Origin of the sequence: Pseudoalteromonas sp. NEC-BIFX-2020_015 (genome assembly GCF_012952265.1) — a bacterium.
Lineage (GTDB): Bacteria > Pseudomonadota > Gammaproteobacteria > Enterobacterales > Alteromonadaceae > Pseudoalteromonas > Pseudoalteromonas neustonica.
Genome location: NZ_JABCJL010000026.1, coordinates 17,025 through 37,905 on the forward strand (window position 1 = coordinate 17,025; position 20,881 = coordinate 37,905).

Below are 20,881 nucleotides of genomic sequence, written 5' to 3' on the forward strand. Positions count from 1 at the left end.
TATTACGAATTTGAGAACTCATCTTTAGACAACTCACCGTTACCGTCTGTATCTAGTTCAGCAAACTTTGCCATAAGCTCTGCATCAACTGACGCTTCGCTTTGGCTGATTGCGCCGCTACCATCAACATCTAACGTATCAAAGTCGGTTGCAGCAAATGCTGCTGAAGATGATGCTAATGCGATAAGTGCTAGTGTTTTATTTAATGTATTCATAATAAATATTCCTTCAATGTTTATGGTTTAGAACAAAGTAGTAATCATGTTTTCGTTCAGTACAACTAGACTATTACAACTTCGATGCCAACATTTATAAGCTCAACAAAATCAAAATCTTAAAGAGTTTAGCGCGGAATTTAGAGGTGTTTATTGTGTTTTTTGTTGCTAAATAGCAACAAAATAAAGGAGGGTAAAATTAAAACTTAATTTATCAGTGACTTACGTAAAATGAAAAAGACACAAAACAGCATCAAAACGAAAAATCATTCTCTATGAGCATCTTTTGAAACACGGAAAAGCTTAATGTATATACAGATAGCTTGAAGTTAAATTTAATTTTAAAAATAAACCACTGATAAGTAATGACTATTAAAATAATTAAACCGATTTTGAGAAGAGTTACATGATTTTCGCCATTTTGTTGCAAAATAGCGAAAATCATCAAATTTAAACAAGCGGCTCGAGCACTGAGAGGTCAATAAAGTGATCCTTCATGAAGGATTTCATTTCCTCTTCACTTGCTGTTAACTGAATACCAAACTGTGAGCCTGTAGCATGGGTTTTGATACTGCATATTTGTCCACTAAACTCTGTGACGCCTTTGTTATTTTTATCTAATACTATATTGCATTGTGTGTTCTTTAATTTTGTCAGGTCATCTTTGCCTTTTACATCAAACATCACACCCGTCACTGAGATATCCTTAATCACCCCATGTAATTCTCGCTCATCGCTGAGTTTTATTGTTGCAGGTAGTAATGTTGGAATACGCGTTTGTGAGCGTAACCTAAATAGCTGAACTTGGGTTGGGAAGTTTAAATAAATAAGTCGTGCTGGGTGCGATGATACCGACAGTATCTGTTGACGAAAAGCAATAACCTGCCCACCACCGCTTTCGAGCACAGCCCTAACAATGACAACAACACCGTCTTTTAAGTATTCACCAGCATTACTTAAACGCTTGGGCGAGGGATAATTTAATATAACGAACCTATCATTTAAAAAACCGACAAACTCCGTTTTAATACGCTTACTCGTGGTGGGTGTTAAAACCTCTACATCGACAATACTGCCAGCCGTTATGTGCGCTAAATTCTCTAAATTTAATTGTTGTTTTGTTTTTGGCATATCCTTTCCAACTACATATCAATGTTCTAATGCAACAAATGGCCTGAATACTTTTCAAGTCATAACTGATTAACCGCGCCAAAAGGTCGGGGTAAATAATACTAACAAGGTGAATATCTCTAAGCGCCCAAACACCATCGCAATCGTTAATAACCACTTGGCACCATCACTGATCGCGCCATAATGGGCAGCAACATCCCCCAAACCTGGGCCTAAATTATTTAAACATGCAGCCGTAGCTGAAAACGCCGTAATGTTATCCATACCAGTGCCCATTAAGGCTAACATGATTATTACGAACACCAGCGCATACGCAGAGAAAAACCCCCATACGGCCTCAACAACCTTATCAGGCAAGGCTTTACGGCCCAGCTTGATAGAATAAATAGCCCGAGGATGAACCAAACGGTTTAACTCTCGCACGCCTTGCAGATAGAGTAAAAAGACTCTCACAACTTTCATACCGCCACCGGTCGAGCCTGCACAGCCACCAATAAAACTCGAAAAAACCAACAATATTGGCAAAAATAATGGCCACGCAGAGAAATTGTCCGTGGCAAACCCCGCGGTAGTACTAATCGACACTGCTTGAAAAAGTGCCTGATCGAGTGTTTCATCACCGTTAGCATAAACATTATTTGAAGACAGTACCGTAAAACACACAACCACCAGCGCTAACTGTATAAATAAAAACACTTTAAACTCAGGATCACGTAAATATACGTTGAGATTACGACTCGATACCGCAGCGTAGTGCAACGTAAAGTTAACAGCTGCGATAATTAAAAACACCACGCAGATAAAGTTAATTAATGGACTATCAAAGTGCCCCATAGACGCGTCATAAGTAGAAAATCCACCTATCGCAATTGTAGAGAAAGCATGACAAATCGCATCAAACCATTCCATGCCTGCGGCCCAATAAGCAAGCGTACAGGCAACTGTTAACGCGACATAAATATACCAAAGATGCTTGGCTGTATCGGCTATTCGCGGCGTCATTTTTGAATCTTTAACAGGCCCAGGTGTTTCAGCGCGATACAGCTGCATACCACCAACGCCAAGCATAGGTAAAACAGCCACTGCAAGTACGATTATCCCCATACCGCCCAACCACTGCAGCTGTTGGCGATAAAACAAAACTGATTTAGGAAGGTACTCAATACCAGTAAGCACAGTTGCCCCAGTTGTCGTTAGACCTGAGAATGCTTCAAACACAGCATCTGCTAAAGATAAATTTGGCTCTTGTAAAAAGATTAGCGGCAAGGATGCAAACGCACCTAGTACCAACCAAAATAGCACCACGATTAAAAAGCCTTCGCGGGCCTTTAAATCCCCTTGCTCATGTCTATTTGGGTAGTACGCAAGTAAGCCAATAACAACACTAAATATAAAAGCGAGAACAAATGGCACACCGCCACCATCTTTATAAATAAGCGATACAATTGCCGGCGGCACCATGGTGATACTAAACAGTACAACGAGTTGGCCGAGAATTTTAATGATGGTACGAAATTGCATTGAGCGATCGCTTTTTATAGGGTAATGGTTAGTGAGTAATGGTTATTGTCTTACTCTTTAATACTTAACTCAACCGCACCATGGCTCAAATCATAAATATCTTTTATGGCTTGCTTAGCTTGGCGGCTATCAATAGTAATAACCCATTCAATATTAGCAGTAAATTGTTTTTCGATATTAAGTACTTGGTACTGTGTTTTCAGCAGCTGCTCTATCCCTCCTTGTGCACTGTAATCACTATAACCAATCAACTCCACGCTGGGGACTTTTAAGATTGTTGTTAAATGCGCCAACGCATTATTGAGTGATCCACCATAGGCTCGCACTAAACCACCGGTTCCTAACTTTATACCACCAAAGTAGCGCGTAACCACAGCTGTGATCTCTCCTAAACCAGATCCTACCAGCACATTTAGCATTGGCTTACCCGCCGTGCCGTTAGGCTCGCCATCATCAGAAAATCCATACACATGACTACCGCCCGGGTTACCTGCTACATGTGCCCAACAGTTATGACGCGCATCACTGTACTTTTCTTCAATACTTTTAATGAATGCTTTTGCACAGGCTAAATCGGGCGTATGTGCAATGTGCACAATAAAGGTGCTTTTTTTAATTTCTTCTTGATGAAACACATCCGCTGCGGGGTATTTATATTCTGACATACTTTAGTTAACCAATATTCAACCAAAAAAATGGGGCCATATGGCCCCAATCATTCAAACTTAGAGAATTAAGCTAAGTTTAGATCACGCGTCATATTTTCTAAGCTGTCTTCGTGTACGATAATGTTATCTTCGATACGAATACCACCAAATGGTTTAAACGCTTCAACTTTTTCCCAGTTAATAAACTGTTTGTTGTCGGTTTGCGCTAAATCACCTAATAGTGAATCTATGAAATATAAACCAGGCTCAATGGTGAACACTTGGTTTTTCTCAATCAAACGAGTACAACGTAAGAAAGGATGCCCTTCTGGCGGCGCTTGATGCGCACCACTTTCATCAGCCATAAAGCCGCCCATGTCATGTACTTGCAAACCAAGATGATGGCCAAGTCCATGCGGGAAGAAAGTAGATGTAATGCCGCGCTCAACAATTTCAGCTGCGGGTAGTTTAACAATATTAAAGTCACTCAGTACTTGCGCTACACGCTGGTGGCAATCTAAGTGAAGCTCGCCATATAGCATACCCGGCTTTAACGCTTTCCCTAATGCAACTTGATGATCAGTCATTACATTGATTAAATCAGCAAATTCACCTGATTTTTTAAAATCGTAGGTACGAGTAATATCAGCGGCATAACCGTTAAAATTAGCACCAGCATCAATTAAGAATGAATGATGTGCGTGTGGCGCTTTAGGATCAAAATGCGTGTAATGCAAAATAGCGCAGTTTTCGTTAAGTGCCACAATATTGCCGTACGGCATTTCATTTTCACTTTGACGTGTAGCGATTAAGTAAGCTTGTTGAATATCAAACTCTGAGCCACCATTAAAGAAAGTGTCGCGCGCTGCTTTATGACCATCAACTGCAATACGGTTTGCTTGGCGTAAACATTCAAGCTCATATTGAGTTTTATACGCACGATGATAGTTAAAGTAATTAAGTACTGGCTCAGGGTTCATAATATTAAAACCGAGCGCTTGTGCGACTTCTAAGTACTCACCAATATAAGCATAATTTGCTTTATCGTACGGTAATAGCTTTTCAACTTGATCAGGCTTAAGTAACAGCTCAATATCAAAGTAGTCAGCCCAAAAATCACGCGGCTCATCAGGTACTTTATGCCAAAAATCAACAGGGCGATAAAAAATTAACTTTGGCTTATCAGTCCCATTTATAACTATCCAACAATGTGGGTTATCGATTACAGGTAACCAAGCTTTAAAATGCGGGTTAACTTTAAACGGATAATACATGTCATCTAAAAATTGGCGCTTAGCTTGTCCTGAGTGGATCACTAAACCTTCTAATCCTTCACGCTCAACAATAGTTTGAGTACGCTGCTGCAGTGTTGCAATATGTTCGGCGTATAAAACGGCTAATTTATCCATAGTAAACCCATCTGTTAAATTTAACTTGCACTGAGTCTATCATAGACTCATATATCCCCAAACCACCAGCTGATGCGCTAAAGCACCTGAGGGGATATTTACCCACCCATTTTCATTTCTAAAATAGGCGCCAATACATTCCCCTCACGCCCCAAACGCGTGTGGTATACCTGTCTATAAGCGAATACATTCTTAACATAGTCGCGTGTTTCTCGATACGGAATAAGCTCTACCCATAACTCCGCAGGCATTGCCTCTTCTGGCAACCAACGCTTTATACGATGATACCCTGCATTATATGACGCTGTTGCAAGCACCTCGTTACCTTTATTTTTCTTCTTTAGATACTCTAAATACTCAGTACCTAAGCGAATATTGGTTTTGGGTTGATTTAAACGGCTTCCTGACACCCTACTCTTATTTACATATTTAGCGGTACTAGGTAATAATTGCATTAACCCTCGTGCATTGGCATGTGAACGTGCATCGGGCGCAAAGGAACTTTCTCGACGAGAAATAGCAATACTCCACGTCACATCAATGTGGTTACGTTTACTGTAACGCTCAAATAAATCTTGAAAGGCAAATGGAAAACGCAGCTCCACATAATCCCACGCTTTAATTTGCGCTAAGGTGTAAATAGTACTGTCGTACCAATCAAGTTCGGCAGCCAATTTTGACGCTGCCAATTTCTCTTCTTCACTTGATGTATTCGTTAAATAATTCCACTCTCGTCGTGCTGAAGTAAAGCGTTTTAACTCATACAACGCTTTTGCCCGTTTAAAACCTGGTGCATTAGCAACATTAAGCATCAACTTGTCACTCACTAGTAAAGGTTGATTATTCAACTGCACGGGTAATCCCAAGCGCGCAGCTGCTAAAAAGCCATAATAATCTCGCTCTTGCGCAACTCCCTGCCAAATTGTATTTGCTCTTTCCTTATCACCACGTTGTTCTAAACTATAGGCCAACCAATATTGCTGACCAAGACTGAGATTTTCTTTGCCAGTAAAAAACGCCACAATGCCCGACCAATCTTGAGTTTTGAGCATATTACCCAATTGCCATTGCATCAATTTACGGTCTTGGCGCTCTTTAGGTACTTTACTTAACCAAAAACGTGCTTCTTCATGGCCACTTGAAGCAAGCGCTAACGCAAATGTATAATACACATCAGCTTTTTGCTCATCGGTGTAATCAAACATCGCGTCTAGTTTTTCCCACGCTTTAAGTGCTAAAGCCTTATCACGCCAAATTAGCCGCTTAATACCATAATGGGCTATTTCACCTTCTTTAACTGATTTGTGCTTATAACGATATAAACCCGCCGCAGAACTTGGATCACTGCGTACTTTACTGTACAGATCGGCCAAATATTGTTCTTTACGAGGCAACAACGTCTTTAAATAAGGTAATAAGCTACGCGTACCACCTTGAGCAGACAAAGTTATACGTTGCCACACTAACTCTTCACTCATATAACCTTGCTTGCGCCATAAGCTAAATAATGAATCACACTCTTTGGGCTGTGACTTACCTACCACCCATAAATCGGTGACCTGATTAAAAATTGCTTTTTTTGGGGCACCCAAATCCAGCTGGTATTTAAGATAAGTACAAGTCAGCTCATTATTTCTAGTGGTACGGTAATTTTGTATATATGCAGCTTTACGATTATGCTTTTGTAAATGCTGTAACCATGCTTTACGTACTGGCCACTCCAATGGTGTGTGTTCGTAAATTGATAAATAATTTTCTATCTCAGATTGACGCTCAATACTTGGGTTTCGTTGCCAATACATTTTTTCAACGTACGGCTTAAGTGGATGATCGAGCTGTATTGCTGCTTCTTTAAACTCTTGATAACTTCCATTTTTAGCTATTTTTTCAGCGCTTAAAAATGCCTTATGGGCAGAATCGGCTTGGGCAGAAAAAAAAGGAAAGAGTAATGCAGCTGCCGTAAAACCTAACAATTGTTTTTTCATGATGACCTTAAATATTCAAAGGTAAATAAAAGACAAACACTTCACCTACACCTTAGCATCAAACAAGCTATATTTTAACCAGTAGAAAGTCCGCTTAGTAAATTTTTCGTTGCATTTTTAATTTAAAGCAAGCACACTGATTGAAATGCAAACTCATCGTACCAGTCTTAGTTCACTAACTAGGGAGAATAATAATGTTATATAAAAGCGATTCCTTTGAAGTTGCTTTCATCAAGGATAATATCGCCGAGTTCAAATTTTGTGTTGCAAGTTCTGTAAACACCTTGTCTCAGCAAACCTTGAAAGATTGCGCTTACGCATTAAAAGAATTAGCCGCCAACAGCGACATCAAAGGCATGATTTTTACCAGTGATAAAGACCACTTTATTATTGGTGCCGATATTTTCGAATTTTTACCGACATTCACTAAGCCAGAAGCTGAATTAGTTACCTGGATTAAAGATGCCACTGATGTTTTTGATGCGGTAGAAGATTTACCATTCCCAACGCTAAGCGCCATAAACGGCTTAGCACTTGGCGGTGGTTGTGAGTGGGTACTCGCTACCGATTATCGTGTTGCTAGTACAACCGCAAAAATTGGCCTACCAGAAGTTAAACTTGGCATAATGCCAGGATTTGGTGGCACAGTGCGCTTACCGCGCATTGTTGGCGCCGACAACGCCATGCTTTGGATCACCGCCGGTTCTGAAAATCGTGCAGCTGACGCCCTCAAAGTAGGCGCTGTTGACGCGGTAGTTAGTGCTGACAAACTTTTAGAGTCAAGTATATCAACACTTGAATTAGCGATTGCTGGCAAGCTAGATTGGCAAGCAAAACGTAATGTTAAACTCCAACCGCTTAAATTAAACCGCGTTGAGCAAGGCATGAGCTTTGCAATGGCAGAAGGTATGGTAATGGGTAAAACCAAAGGCCACTATCCTGCTCCTATCATGGCGGTTCGTACTATTAAAGCAGCTGCTAACTGTGAACGCGCCGAAGCAATGGCGATTGAAAATGCCAACTTTGCTAAATTAGCTCGTACACCAGAAGCTGCTGCGCAAACAGGCATATTCTTAGCTGATCAATACATCAAAGGTAAAGCGCGCAAACAAGCTAAAGCCAGTGATGTAGCCATTAAACAAGCAGCTGTACTTGGTGCTGGTATTATGGGCGGTGGTATTGCTTACCAATCGGCTTATAAAGGCACGCCAATCATAATGAAAGACATCCAGCAGGATGCGCTTGATTTAGGTATGACCGAAGCATCTAAGTTTTTAGGCCAAAAAGTTCAACGTGGTCATATGACGATGGACAAAATGGTTGCGACGTTAGGTAAAATCAAACCAACTCTTAACGATAGCGATTTACAAAGCGCTGATATCGTAGTTGAAGCCGTTGTTGAAAACCCTAAAGTTAAACAAGCGGTGCTTGCAGGTCTTGAAAAAGATATGCCAGCAGGTACGATTCTAACCTCAAACACATCAACAATTCGTATTGATGAGTTAGCGACTGCCCTTGAAAAGCCTGAAAACTTCTGTGGTATGCACTTCTTTAACCCTGTGCCTAAAATGCCATTAGTTGAGATTATCCGCGGCGAGAAAACCTCGGAAAAAACCATTAATGCCGTCGTTGATTACGCCTTAAAACTAGGTAAATCTCCAATTGTTGTAAATGACTGCCCAGGTTTCTTTGTAAACCGCGTTTTATTCCCATACTTTGCAGGCTTTAGTAAATTAGTTGTCGAAGGCGCTAACTTTGCCAAAGTAGATAAAGTAATGGAAAACGTGTTTGGTTGGCCAATGGGCCCGGCATACTTACTTGATGTTGTAGGTATTGATACTGCATATCATTGTACAGGTGTTATGGCTGATGGTTTCCCTGAGCGCATGTCACGAGCAGAAAAAGATCCAGTTTCAGTATTCGCTAACGAAAAACGTTTTGGTCAAAAGAACAAAGCGGGTTTCTACCAATATGCGCCAGATCGTCGTGGCCGCTTGAAAAAAGCCCAAGATCCACAAGCAGTTGAGCTACTGAGTTCAATCACTGATGCACCAAAAGAGTTTGATAAACAAGAAATTATCGATCGCTGTATGGTGCCAATGATCAACGAAGTGCTACTTTGTTTACAAGAAAACATTGTTGCTTCTCCACAAGAAGCTGACATGGCACTTATTTACGGCATCGGTTTCCCTCCATTTAGAGGCGGTGCGTTCCGTTACTTAGATCAAACTGGGCTAGCTAACTTTGTTGCAACCGCAGACAAATACGCTCACCTAGGTGCGATTTACCAAGTATCTGAGCAAACTCGCAAATGGGCTGAAGAAGGCCGTATTTTCTATAAGGTGGAAGGATAAGACCATGAATACTCCAGTAATTGTAGATTGTATTCGCACGCCAATGGGCCGTTCTAAAAACGGTGTATTTAAACACAAGCGTGCCGAAGATTTAAGTGCTCACCTAATGAAGGGTTTACTTGATCGCAACCCAGCCGTTGATCCAGCATCGATTGACGATATCTATTGGGGTTGCGTACAACAAACTTTAGAGCAAGGTTTTAACGTTGCACGTAATGCATCATTGCTTGCAGGCATTCCGCATTCAGTTCCTGCAACAACGGTGAATCGTTTATGTGGTTCATCAATGCAGGCATTACATGACGCTGCTCGCGCAATTATGACTGGCGCGGGTGACACCTACCTAATTGGTGGTGTTGAGCACATGGGTCACGTACCAATGACTCACGGTAATGATTTCCATCCAGGTCTTGCAACTTCAATCGCGCAAGCATCTGGTTCAATGGGTTTAACAGCAGAATACCTAGCAACAATTCACGGCATTAGCCGTGAGCAGCAAGACCAATTTGCATATCGTTCGCATCAGCGTGCTCATGCAGCAACAGTTGAAGGTCGTTTCCGTCGCGAAATCCTCGCAATGGAAGGTCATGATGATAATGGCTCACTGATTTTAGTTGAAGATGACGAAGTAATTCGCCCAGAAACAACAGTAGAAGGCTTATCACAGCTTCGCCCTGTGTTTAATCCTGCATCGGGCTCAGTAACTGCCGGTACGTCTTCAGCTCTTTCTGATGGTGCATCTGCGATGTTAGTAATGAGCGAAGAAAAAGCGAAAGCTCTTGGCCTGCCAATTCGTGCCCGCGTAAAAGCGATGGCGGTTGCGGGTTGCGATCCATCAATTATGGGTTACGGCCCAGTACCAGCGAGTAAAAAAGCACTTGCACAAGCTGGTATCACTATTGATGACATCGACGTAGCTGAACTTAACGAAGCATTTGCCGCGCAATCACTACCGGTATTAAAAGACTTAGGTCTTGCTGATGTAGTTGATGAGAAAGTGAATTTAAACGGCGGTGCTATCGCTCTTGGTCACCCTCTGGGTTGTTCAGGCTCGCGTATTAGCACATCGCTGATTCACTTAATGGAAGATAAAAACGCAAGATACGGTTTAGCGACCATGTGTATTGGTTTAGGCCAAGGCATCGCGACTATATTTGAACGTGTTCAAGACTAATTAGTTTGAACACGTAAACCATCTCTTGGTGATTAAAAGCCGTACTGATTAATTCAGTACGGCTTTTTTATGATTCGTTTCCCAGATTGGCCTTGATATGTATCATTGAAGTGACTTTATTTATCGCGTTCAGGTCGTTAAACTAGCAGCCTTAAATTAACCATTAAATGCGACCGCATACGCTAAGGTAAATCAACCATGAGTTTTGATAACCCCGATCACCAATTAGACGCCATCGGCCTACGTTGCCCAGAGCCTGTCATGATGATCAGAAGCGCGGTACGCAAAATGGAAAATGGCGAAACCTTATTAATCACCGCAGACGACCCCTCCACTACCCGCGACATACCCAGCTTCTGCATGTTTATGGATCACACCCTAATAGCCAAAGAAGTAGATGCCGTACCGTATAGGTATTTAGTGAAGAAAGGGTTGTAAAAGCTATCAGCTATCAGCTATCAGCTATCAGCTATCAGCTATCAGCAAATTTATTTGTTAAGCTTATTAAATTCAAGTAATAGGTAATTTGACACTTATTTAAACCATAATATGTCATATAGGCTTCCAACAACTTACTGTTGTCAATTGCACCTCTTCCGTCATAGCCAAAGTTAGTTAAGTAGTCAGTATTATTAATTTCTTTACGATTTAAAACTTTCTTAATTACTTTTATGTATAACAAAAAATTAAAGCCTGTAAAGCTAGTTTTTTTCATTTTAAACTTAATAATTTCATTCTCAGATAACCAGAACTGTTGCTCAAATAGTCTTGTCTCTTCGCTGTTATTAGTAAGGATATTTAGTGAGTTTTCTAAATCGAAGTTCTGCTCAGCAAGGCGTAACTTCGAGCTCCTAGTTTGCATATCAAAATTTGGATTATCTAATTTTAATTTTGTAATAATATCATCATATTCTGGATTGCTAGTTACATAAAGACACAACAGGACAGATAAAAGTACAATATCTATAGTTTTATGGCTCTCTACTAACTCTATTGAAGTGAGCAATCGTTCAGCAAATTGAATAGCCGTTCGCGGAGACAACTCCTGCCAGCTAGCAATGGAGGCAATTAAAAGCAATACATTTTCTTTTAATTCATTATTATCATTAAGAACATAAGGAAATAAAATTACCCCTCGACCATTCAATCCACCATCGTTAAGTATTGAAATATCACAGTTAGCTTTTATTAAGCTTGCAGATACGCTAACGTCAAGGTGATACTTAGTATCAAAAAACCGCTTAAGGTAGTCAGTTGCATTAAAATCACTCCCGTATAATGCTTTTATTGTGTGCTGCAGTTCTTCTGTATGTGTTGAAACAACTATTACTAACCCTTCAATATCGAAGATATGCTTTATAGCTTCAAGCATTTCTACTGCATAAGTTGGGCGGCAACGGTCTAACTCATCAATAAAAATGAATGCAGGGTAATCAGGGGCTGTTGCTCGCAGTCCATTTTTAGGTTTTTCAATGGAGTATTTAACTAACTCTTTAATTGTTGTTTTTAGTTCTTTTACACCTTTTTTATAATCACTATGTTCTTTGAATGCTTGAGATGCCATTGCTTCCATTGCTGCGGATAAATCTAATGATTTACTGCTTTGTGTTGATGGCGTAGCTTCTTGTCAGAGCTTTCATCAACAAATAAATCTTCAATATCAAATCCACCATAGCGTTTAACTAACGCAGCTAGAATTTTTGGTAGTACTGATATGCCAATATTCTTAAAGCTTTTTCTTTTGGCTTGGGTTAAATGGCTTTGATTGATTGTTTCTAAAAGTTGCTCTTGTATTTCAGCAAGTACTGTAATAATGGGTGAGTCCATAAAGTCATTTGACCAAGCATCTATATACACTACAGGATGCTCGTGCTTTAAGTCTTCAGCCCAACGTTTTACGAAATAAGTTTTACCTGCGCCCCATTCAGCATTAACGTTAATTACATAAGAAGATTTATTAGGCTTTTCTCTATTCGAGTTTGAGCGACGAACAAGAATCTTAGTCAGAAGTTCAGCATCTTGCTTTCTATTTAACTGATCAGCAGGATAAGTAACACCATTAATATTTACTTCTTCATTCCACTGCTTAATACTCATTCTAACGTCCTTGTCACAAATCTAAAAATTCACTCGGGCAACTGAAAGCTGACGGCTTAAAGCTGACAGCTATTTTTTAGTTATCGTCACTTTCGGTTGATCATAGTCACTATAATCAATGCTGACGATGTAGCTGCCTTTTATTGCTGGGGTGAAGCTAAAGTAATTATAAGTAGTGTCACAATCGGCAATAACACTTTGTCCTAACGTCAGCGATTGGCCTGTTGGATCTTGCTCACTGAATCCGCAATTATAACCAGCACTCCAATCCATATCGGCAATTTTAAATTCGTACACCTTACCCGGTGTTGAAAACTTTACGTTCGCTTGATAAAGCGCAGGCGCGACTTGAGTAAATGCATATTGCGTTTCTGCGTCCCATAAATTGAAGTCACCGCGTAAGTACATAGTACGGTCAAGCTCTTTACTTGGTAGTACATCGCTAATATCAGGCATTTGTAGTTGGCTTGAACATGCGGTTAATAAGCTTGCGAGCGCAAGCGTAATAATTCGTTTCATTAGTTAACCTCTTATACAAAAAAGCCAGCATAGCTGCTGGCTTTTTAAGCTACGCTGAACTTACTTCTGCAGTACAGAAATATCAGCAATATCTAAAAATAAGCCACTTAATTGGCTTAACAGTGCTAAACGATTTTGCTTAACGGCTTCATCGTCTGCCATTACCATCACATTATCAAAGAAGTTATCAACACTTTCACGGATACCCGCAAGTTGTGCTAATGCTTCTTGATAATCGCCCGCAGCATAAAGCGGAGCAAGGTCAGTGGCAAATTTTGCGACTTGTGCTGCAAGCGCTTTTTCAGCGTCGTCGCTTAATAAACTCTCATCAACAGTGCCTTGTGCTGTAATGTTATTCTTAGCAAGAATATTACTTACACGTTTATTTGCTGCTGCAAGCGCTTCTGCCGCGTCTAACGTACGGAAGTGGCTTACGGCTTTAACACGACGGTCAAAATCAACTGGTTTAGTTGGACGGCGTACTAACACAGCTTGAATTACGTCTACTTCAATGCCTTCGTCTTGATACCAAGCGCGGAAGCGCCCTAGCATAAATTCAAATACATCGTTTGATACATTTGCGTTTGTTAGCTTTTCGCCAAACAAACTTTGCGACTTAGCAACCAGATCAAGAATGTCTAATGACAACTCTTTCTCAACCATAATACGCAGTGCACCAATCGCTGCACGACGAAGAGCAAATGGGTCTTTATCTCCTTTTGGCGCTTGGCCAATACCAAATATACCCACCAGCGTGTCAAACTTATCTGCAATCGCAACGGCGCAACTGATCAAGTTTGTTGGTAAGCTATCACCGGCAAAGCGTGGCATGTACTGCTCGTTTTGTGCCATGGCTACATCTTCAGCTTCACCGTCATGACGTGCATAGTGCATCCCCATAACACCTTGAACGTCAGTAAACTCCATGACCATTTCAGTCATTAGGTCAGTTTTACTTAACAAACCAGCGCGCTCTGCAAGGGCTTTATCTGCACCAAGTTGTTCAGCAATATAACCGGCAAGTTGTGCAATACGCTCAGACTTATCTTTAAGCGTGCCCAATTGCTTTTGGAACAATACGCTATCAAGTGATTCTAGGCGGCTTTCAAGTGTTTTCTTTTTATCTGTTTCAAAAAAGAACTGCGCATCAGCCAAACGTGGGCGCACTACTTTTTCATTCCCAGAAATTACAACGGCTGGGTTTTTACTTTCAATGTTTGACACAAACAAAAACTTGTTAAGTAATTTGCCATCTTGATCTAGTAACGGGAAATATTTTTGATCGTCTTTCATGGTGTAGATCAGCGCTTCGGCTGGTACATCTAAAAATGCTTCTTCAAATGTTGCGGTCAAGGTAACTGGCCATTCAACAAGTGAAGTTACTTCTTCAAGTAAATCTTCATCCATTGCAACAACGGCATTAACTGCTTTTGCAGCTGCTTCAATTTGGCTACGTATTTGCGCTTTGCGCTCCTCGTAATCAGCAACAACATGTGCAGACTTAAGCACCTCAAAAACATCATCAGCATGGTTAATGCTAATTTTTTCTGGGTGATGAAAACGATGGCCTTGTAGTTGGTTACTAATTGCTTTACCAAGTACTTCGCCCTCAATGAGCTTATCGCCAAACAAAATAGTGGCGGTATGCACAGGACGAATAAATTGTGTTTTATTCGCGCCCCAACGCATTGGCTTTGGAATAGGCAATTTTGCTAACGCTTTATTCACTACATCATTCATTAACGCAGTAGTGTCTTTACCTGCAACTTTGGCAATATGTAGTAACCATGCGCCTTTATCGGTTTCAAGTGTTTGTGCTTCACTTACTTCGATACCACAACCACGAGCCCAACCCATTGCCGCTTTAGTTGGGTTACCTTCTGCATCAAATGCAGCTTTAGTTGCAGGGCCGCGTTTTTCAACTTCTTTGTCTTGTTGCTTAGCTTCTAATGCTGTTACTTGTAAACCTAAACGACGAGGCGATGCATACCAACTAACACCTTGGTGAGTAAGCTCTAAGCTCGCAAGTTCAGCGGTTAAGTTTACAGCAAATGCTTCTGCAAGTTTACGCAGTGATTTTGGTGGCAACTCTTCAGTGCCAATTTCGACTAATAAATTTTGTGCTGACATGCTACTTATCCTTACACAGCGGGAAACCAAGCGCTTCGCGTGCATCATAATAACTTTGTGCACATGCTTTAGATAACGCTCGAACGCGTAAAATATAACGTTGGCGCTCTGTCACTGAAATTGCATGACGTGCATCAAGCAAGTTAAATGCATGCGATGCTTTCATTACCTGCTCATACGCTGGTAATGGTAAGCCAGCTTCAATTAGCTTTTGGCTTTGCGCTTCACATTTATCAAACTGTGCAAACTGATCTTCAACGTTAGCATGTTCAAAATTATACTTTGATTGCTCAACTTCGTTTTGGTGAAAAACATCGCCATAGGTAACACGACCCATTGGACCATCAGCCCAAACAAGATCGTAAATACTGTCAACGCCTTGAATGTACATTGCTAGGCGCTCAAGTCCGTAGGTGATTTCACCCGTTACAGGAGAGCACTCTAAGCCACCCACTTGTTGAAAGTAAGTAAACTGTGTTACTTCCATGCCGTTTAACCAAATCTCCCAACCAAGACCCCATGCACCTAATGTAGGTGACTCCCAGTTGTCTTCTACAAAGCGAACTTCGTCAGTAAGTGTATCAATGCCTACAGCGGCTAAAGAGCCTAAATAAAGCTCTTGAATATTCTCTGGTGATGGTTTTAATACCACTTGGAATTGATAGTAATGCTGTAAGCGATTTGGATTTTCACCATAACGGCCATCGGTAGGACGGCGACATGGTTGTACATACGCGCTCGACATTGGCTCTGGACCAATAGATTTTAAGAATGTTTGCGGGTGAAATGTCCCTGCGCCTACTTCCATATCGAGTGGCTGAATAATGACACAGCCTTGCTGTGCCCAGTAATCCTGTAAAGCCAGGATCAAACCTTGAAAGGTTTTAACGTCATATTTTTGCATATTTGGCTTTTAGTATCTGCTGTGATGTAGCGTGAAAATTACACTCAGTATACCTTGTGCGAAGTCAGGTTTTAAGCAGTTTGTGCAATTGCAGCCAATAAAAAAGGAGCCTTTAGGCTCCTTTTTTGATTCTCAAAGAGAATTAAACATCGAGGTTAACTACGCGTAGTGCGTTCGTTTCGATAAACTCACGACGCGGTTCAACTTGGTCACCCATTAACGTAGCGAATAACTGGTCTGCACCAACGGCATCTTCAATGGTTACTTGCAGCATACGACGAGCTGAAGGATCCATAGTAGTTTCCCATAGCTGACTCGGATTCATTTCACCCAGTCCTTTATAGCGTTGGATGTATAAGCCACGCTTAGATTCAGTAATTAACCACTCTAATGCATCGACAAAATTATCAACGGCTAGTGTCTTCTCACCACGTTGTATATATGCGCCTTCACTTAGGATATTGGCAATGTTAGTACCCGTCACTGCGATGCGCTTATAGTCACGTGAAGAGATAAAGTCATGGCTTAGTACATGTGCTTTATCAACACCATGTTGGCGAATATTGATCACTGGGTAATACAAGTTACGCTCAGTATCGTGCTCAGTTGCAGCAGCAAAGATTGTCGCATCTTCATCACGCTCAACTAAATCGGCAACAAGGGTATTAGTCCATGCAATGACTTTGGCTTCGTCAGACAAATCAGCTTCATTTAGTTCTGTTTGATAAATTAAACGTTCCATCACTGTGTTCGGGTATTTACGCTTTAAGCGCTCAATAACTTTTACAGTATTTTGGTAATCATGAACAATCGATTCTAAAGCCTCACCTTCAAGTGCCGATGCATCTGCGCTGGTATACAATGCAGCACCATTTAATGCTAATGAAGTTAGGTAGTCGACAAGCGCGGGATCATCTTTAATATAACGCTCTTGCTTACCTTTTTTCACTTTATAAAGTGGTGGTTGTGCAATATAAATATAACCGCGTTCTACGATTTCTGGCATTTGACGATAGAAGAAGGTCAATAGTAGTGTACGAATGTGCGAACCATCGACGTCAGCATCGGTCATGATAATAATACGATGATAGCGTAACTTTTCAGGGTTATACTCATCACGGCCAATACCACAACCAAGTGCAGTGATAAGGGTTGCTACTTCTTGTGAAGAAAGCATCTTATCAAAACGCGCTTTTTCTACGTTTAGTATTTTACCTTTAAGCGGAAGAATCGCTTGATTCTTACGGTTACGACCCTGCTTGGCTGATCCGCCAGCAGAGTCCCCTTCCACTATATATAGTTCAGACTGTGCTGGATCTTTTTCTTGGCAATCTGCTAACTTACCTGGTAAACCAGCTAAATCCATAGCGCCTTTGCGACGAGTCATTTCACGGGCTTTACGCGCGGCTTCACGGGCACGCGAAGCATCAATGATCTTACCAACAACTATCTTCGCATCCACTGGATTCTCTAGTAAGAATTCAGTGAATTTCTCAGCCATTGCTTGTTCTACCGCGGATTTAACTTCGCTCGAAACTAGCTTATCTTTCGTTTGTGATGAGAACTTAGGATCAGGAACTTTAACGCTTACAACTGCAGTCAAGCCTTCACGGGCATCATCACCGGTGGCATTACTGGTTGTTTTAGCTTTTTTGTTAAAGCCTTCTTTTTCCATATAGTTGTTAAGTGTACGTGTTAGCGCAGATCTGAAACCGGCTAAATGAGTACCACCATCACGTTGTGGAATGTTATTTGTAAAACAGTAAATGTTTTCTTGGTAAGCATCATTCCACTGCATTGACACTTCAACGCTAATTCCATCTTCTTCACGTTCGTGAGTAAAGTGGAATACACCTTTATGGATAGGTGTTTTGTTACGATTTAAGTATTCTACAAACGCTTGAATACCCCCTTCATATTTGAAGTGGTCACTTTTATTCTCTTCGCGTTCATCATTTAAAATAATACTCACACCTGAATTCAGGAATGATAATTCGCGTAAACGCTTAGCTAGAATATCGTAATGAAAATCTAAGTTAGTAAATGTTTCAGCACTTGGCCAAAAACGCAGTTCAGTACCTGTTGTTTCTGAATCGCCAATTACAGCTAATGGCGCGTCAGGAACACCCATTGTATAAAACTGCTCATGCAATTTGCCTTCACGGCGAACTGTTAACTTTAATTTTTCTGAAAGCGCATTAACTACTGAAACACCAACACCGTGCAAGCCACCTGATACTTTATATGAGTTATCATCAAACTTACCACCAGCATGCAGTACTGTCATAATTACTTCAGCAGCTGATACACCTTCTTCTTCATGAATAGACGTTGGAATACCACGGCCGTTATCTCGAACAGAGACTGAACCATCTAAATGAATTGTCACATAGATGTCATCACAATGACCTGCTAAGGCTTCATCGATAGAGTTATCAACGACCTCAAACACCATGTGGTGTAAGCCTGTGCCATCATCGGTGTCCCCTATATACATTCCAGGACGCTTTCTTACTGCGTCTAATCCTTTTAGTACTTTAATACTCGACGAATCGTAATTCTCAGACATGGTTAATCCCACTTATCTTGTTATTAGGTTGCCATGTTTCACGTGGAACATTTGTAGTTCTCGTTGCATGGGTTCCACCACAGCAGAAATACTTTCGGATTCAATAGCAGAGATAAATATTTGAGAGCGACAGTGCGACAGTAATTGGCCGACTTTCTCTTTCGTATCTTCCCCTAACTCCGAAGGTAAATCATCTATTAGCAATATTGATTGCTTTTCTGTCTCTGACTCAATCAAACTATTTTGCGTTACTTTTAACGCATAAAGCAATAGTTTGAGTTGACCGCGTGAGAATGTATTCTCAACACTGTTGCCAGCGACACTAAAACTAAAATCAGCTTTATGTGGCCCTTTATTTGTAAAGCCTTGGCGACTATCGCGCTCAAAACTTTGCTCAAGAGCATCGGCTAGAGATTCACTCTCTTTCCATCCAGCATAAAAGCTTATTTCTAAATCGCGTATAAGCGTTAATTCTGCACACATTTTACCAAAAAACTGCTGCTTAAACCTACTTATATACGCAATTCGTAAATTATTTATTTGTTCTGCCAGTCTAACAAATTCTTTATCCCAAAACTTGATTTGGTCAAAATAATTCTTAGGCTTACTTTTCAGTAGTGCATTACGTTGTTTCAATACTTTATTGAACGATTGCCAGAGATAAAAAAAGTCTTGTTCCACGTGGAACAATCCTAAATCTAAAAACTTTCTCCGTTCTTTAGGCCCGCCAAAAAACAGTGAATAGCTTTCAGGAGTAATTACCTGTACAGGCATTAACTGAGCAAGTTCAGACACTCGACGGCTAGATTTACCCTGTATTTTTAATTCTGTTTCACCACTGAGTGTTTTACTAATACCAATTGGTATCGATAAATTGTAAAGAGACTTACGACCATGAATGGTAAATTTTTCTTGATGGTGAGTAATGATACTTCGGTGTTTAGGCGTGCGAAATGATTTGCCATGAGAAAGGAAATATATCGCCTCTAAAAGGCTCGTTTTACCACTACCGTTTTCACCATATATTACATTTATTCCATCAATTGGCTCTAATGTGAGAGCCTCAATATTACGAAAATGACTGAGGCTCAAATGACTTAAACTCATAAGTGACTATAAGCGCATAGGCATAACAACGTACATGGCTTCTTCATCACCCGCACCTTCGATCAATGCACTACTATTCGAATCGGCAAGCGTAAATAATACATCTTCTGTTTTAAGTGTATTCAATACATCAAGTACATAGGAAACGTTAAAGCCTATTTCTAAATCATCACCTTGATACCCAACTTCAACAATTTCTTCTGCTTGCTCTTGCTCTGGGTTATTGGCTGTAATTTTTAATAGCCCATTCGATAAGTTTAAACGTACGCCTCTAAACTTTTCGTTCGACAATATTGATACTCGTTGAAACGCACTGCGTAACCACTCGCGGTTTGCAGTAATCACTTTATCTCCGCCACGAGGTAAAACACGACGGTAATCAGGAAAGCGTCCATCAACTAATTTACTGGTAAAAGTAAATTCAGTGTCAATAATACGAATGTGGTTAGCACCAAACTGAATTGTTACTAACTCATCATCAGCAACCATCAATCGCATAATTTCTTGCACGCCTTTACGCGGAATAATTAACTGGCGCTGAGTATTTAATGACTGCGGCAACTGCTTTTGTGCGATTGCTAAACGGTGACCATCTGTTGCGACTGTTTTAATGTCTGCATTATCAACTTCAAACGACATGCCATTTAAGTAATAACGTACATCTTGGTTTGCCATTGAGAAATGGGTGCTTTCAAGTAATTTTCGCAGCTCAAGTCGGGTTAGCTGAAACTCAACCTCGCCGTCCCACTGCTCTAAATTAGGGAAGTCTTCAGCAGCAAGCGTTGTTAATGAAAAACGACTTTTACCACTGGTCAGTAATAACTGATGATCTTGACTTGCTAATGTCAGCTCTGAACCGTCTGGCAAGCTTTTACAAATATCGAGTAATTTTTTAGCTGGCAAAGTCAATTTTGTATCATCAACATCGTCGCCAACAAACACGTTTGCGACGAGCTCAATTTCTAGGTCTGTACCTGTCATTGAAAGCAGACCATCTTCAACCTCTAACAAAACGTTAGATAGAATCGGCAAAGTATGTTTGCGCTCGATTGCACCCGATACTTGCACTAAAGGTTTTAAGAATTGATCTCTTGATATGGTTATTTGCATAATAAAGTC

General features: G+C 40.7%; 17 protein-coding genes. 3 read left to right on the forward strand and 14 right to left on the reverse strand.

Going from position 1 to position 20,881, the window contains the following annotated elements; genetic code table 11:
• Positions 1-2: 2 nt before the first annotated feature.
• The 6 genes from HH219_RS17015 to HH219_RS17040 all read right to left on the reverse strand — a co-directional run bounded on the left by HH219_RS17015 (position 3) and on the right by HH219_RS17040 (position 6,908).
• On the reverse strand, positions 3-215 hold the full coding sequence (locus tag HH219_RS17015) for a calmodulin (protein ID WP_054206574.1): 213 nt from the start codon (positions 213-215) through the stop codon (positions 3-5).
• Between the two features lie 450 nt (positions 216-665).
• On the reverse strand, positions 666-1,346 hold the full coding sequence (locus HH219_RS17020) for a flagellar brake protein (protein WP_054206575.1): 681 nt from the start codon (positions 1,344-1,346) through the stop codon (positions 666-668).
• 69 nt (positions 1,347-1,415) lie between these two features.
• Positions 1,416-2,867, reverse strand: coding sequence for a TrkH family potassium uptake protein (locus HH219_RS17025; RefSeq protein ID WP_054206576.1), 1,452 nt, complete (start codon positions 2,865-2,867; stop codon positions 1,416-1,418).
• Positions 2,868-2,917: 50 nt separating this feature from the next.
• A complete protein-coding gene (locus HH219_RS17030) occupies positions 2,918-3,532 on the reverse strand; it encodes a YigZ family protein (RefSeq protein WP_169328144.1) in 615 nt (204 codons plus the stop codon).
• A 68-nt stretch (positions 3,533-3,600) separates the two neighbouring features.
• The gene (gene pepQ / locus HH219_RS17035; RefSeq protein ID WP_054455833.1) at positions 3,601-4,923 is read right to left on the reverse strand and encodes a Xaa-Pro dipeptidase; all 1,323 of its coding nucleotides are present in this window, start codon (positions 4,921-4,923) and stop codon (positions 3,601-3,603) included.
• 98 nt (positions 4,924-5,021) lie between these two features.
• Positions 5,022-6,908 (reverse strand): transglycosylase SLT domain-containing protein, encoded by a 1,887-nt coding sequence (locus HH219_RS17040; protein ID WP_169328145.1) that lies wholly within the window; start codon positions 6,906-6,908, stop codon positions 5,022-5,024.
• Between the two features lie 194 nt (positions 6,909-7,102).
• On the opposite strand from HH219_RS17040, the gene fadB reads away from it, so the two are divergent.
• From fadB to tusA, 3 genes are all read left to right on the forward strand, one after another.
• Complete coding sequence (gene fadB, locus HH219_RS17045) at positions 7,103-9,262, forward strand: fatty acid oxidation complex subunit alpha FadB (RefSeq protein WP_169328146.1); 2,160 nt, start codon at positions 7,103-7,105, stop codon at positions 9,260-9,262.
• A 4-nt stretch (positions 9,263-9,266) separates the two neighbouring features.
• Positions 9,267-10,436, forward strand: coding sequence for an acetyl-CoA C-acyltransferase FadA (gene fadA, locus HH219_RS17050; protein ID WP_054206581.1), 1,170 nt, complete (start codon positions 9,267-9,269; stop codon positions 10,434-10,436).
• Between the two features lie 198 nt (positions 10,437-10,634).
• Positions 10,635-10,874 (forward strand): sulfurtransferase TusA, encoded by a 240-nt coding sequence (gene tusA, locus HH219_RS17055; RefSeq protein WP_054206582.1) that lies wholly within the window; start codon positions 10,635-10,637, stop codon positions 10,872-10,874.
• Between the two features lie 34 nt (positions 10,875-10,908).
• Here the strand turns inward: tusA and HH219_RS17060 are convergent, their stop codons facing one another.
• The 8 genes from HH219_RS17060 to dnaN all read right to left on the reverse strand — a co-directional run bounded on the left by HH219_RS17060 (position 10,909) and on the right by dnaN (position 20,872).
• Positions 10,909-12,000 (reverse strand): P-loop NTPase fold protein, encoded by a 1,092-nt coding sequence (locus HH219_RS17060; RefSeq protein WP_249118541.1) that lies wholly within the window; start codon positions 11,998-12,000, stop codon positions 10,909-10,911.
• 23 nt (positions 12,001-12,023) lie between these two features.
• Positions 12,024-12,533: a P-loop NTPase fold protein gene (locus HH219_RS22110; RefSeq protein ID WP_249118542.1), complete on the reverse strand. Its 510-nt coding sequence runs from the start codon at positions 12,531-12,533 to the stop codon at positions 12,024-12,026.
• 69 nt (positions 12,534-12,602) lie between these two features.
• Positions 12,603-13,052, reverse strand: coding sequence for a hypothetical protein (locus tag HH219_RS17065; RefSeq protein ID WP_169328147.1), 450 nt, complete (start codon positions 13,050-13,052; stop codon positions 12,603-12,605).
• Positions 13,053-13,112: 60 nt separating this feature from the next.
• Positions 13,113-15,182: a glycine--tRNA ligase subunit beta gene (gene glyS / locus HH219_RS17070; protein WP_169328148.1), complete on the reverse strand. Its 2,070-nt coding sequence runs from the start codon at positions 15,180-15,182 to the stop codon at positions 13,113-13,115.
• A 1-nt stretch (position 15,183) separates the two neighbouring features.
• Positions 15,184-16,086 carry a glycine--tRNA ligase subunit alpha gene (gene glyQ, locus HH219_RS17075; protein WP_054206587.1) on the reverse strand — a complete coding sequence of 301 codons (903 nt, stop codon included), beginning with the start codon at positions 16,084-16,086 and terminating at the stop codon, positions 15,184-15,186.
• A gap of 142 nt (positions 16,087-16,228) precedes the next feature.
• Positions 16,229-18,655 carry a DNA topoisomerase (ATP-hydrolyzing) subunit B gene (gene gyrB / locus HH219_RS17080; RefSeq protein ID WP_054206588.1) on the reverse strand — a complete coding sequence of 809 codons (2,427 nt, stop codon included), beginning with the start codon at positions 18,653-18,655 and terminating at the stop codon, positions 16,229-16,231.
• Between the two features lie 12 nt (positions 18,656-18,667).
• Complete coding sequence (gene recF, locus HH219_RS17085) at positions 18,668-19,762, reverse strand: DNA replication/repair protein RecF (RefSeq protein ID WP_054206589.1); 1,095 nt, start codon at positions 19,760-19,762, stop codon at positions 18,668-18,670.
• Between the two features lie 6 nt (positions 19,763-19,768).
• Entirely contained in the window at positions 19,769-20,872 is a 1,104-nt protein-coding gene (gene dnaN / locus HH219_RS17090) for a DNA polymerase III subunit beta (RefSeq protein ID WP_054206590.1), read from the reverse strand.
• Positions 20,873-20,881: the final 9 nt, after the last annotated feature.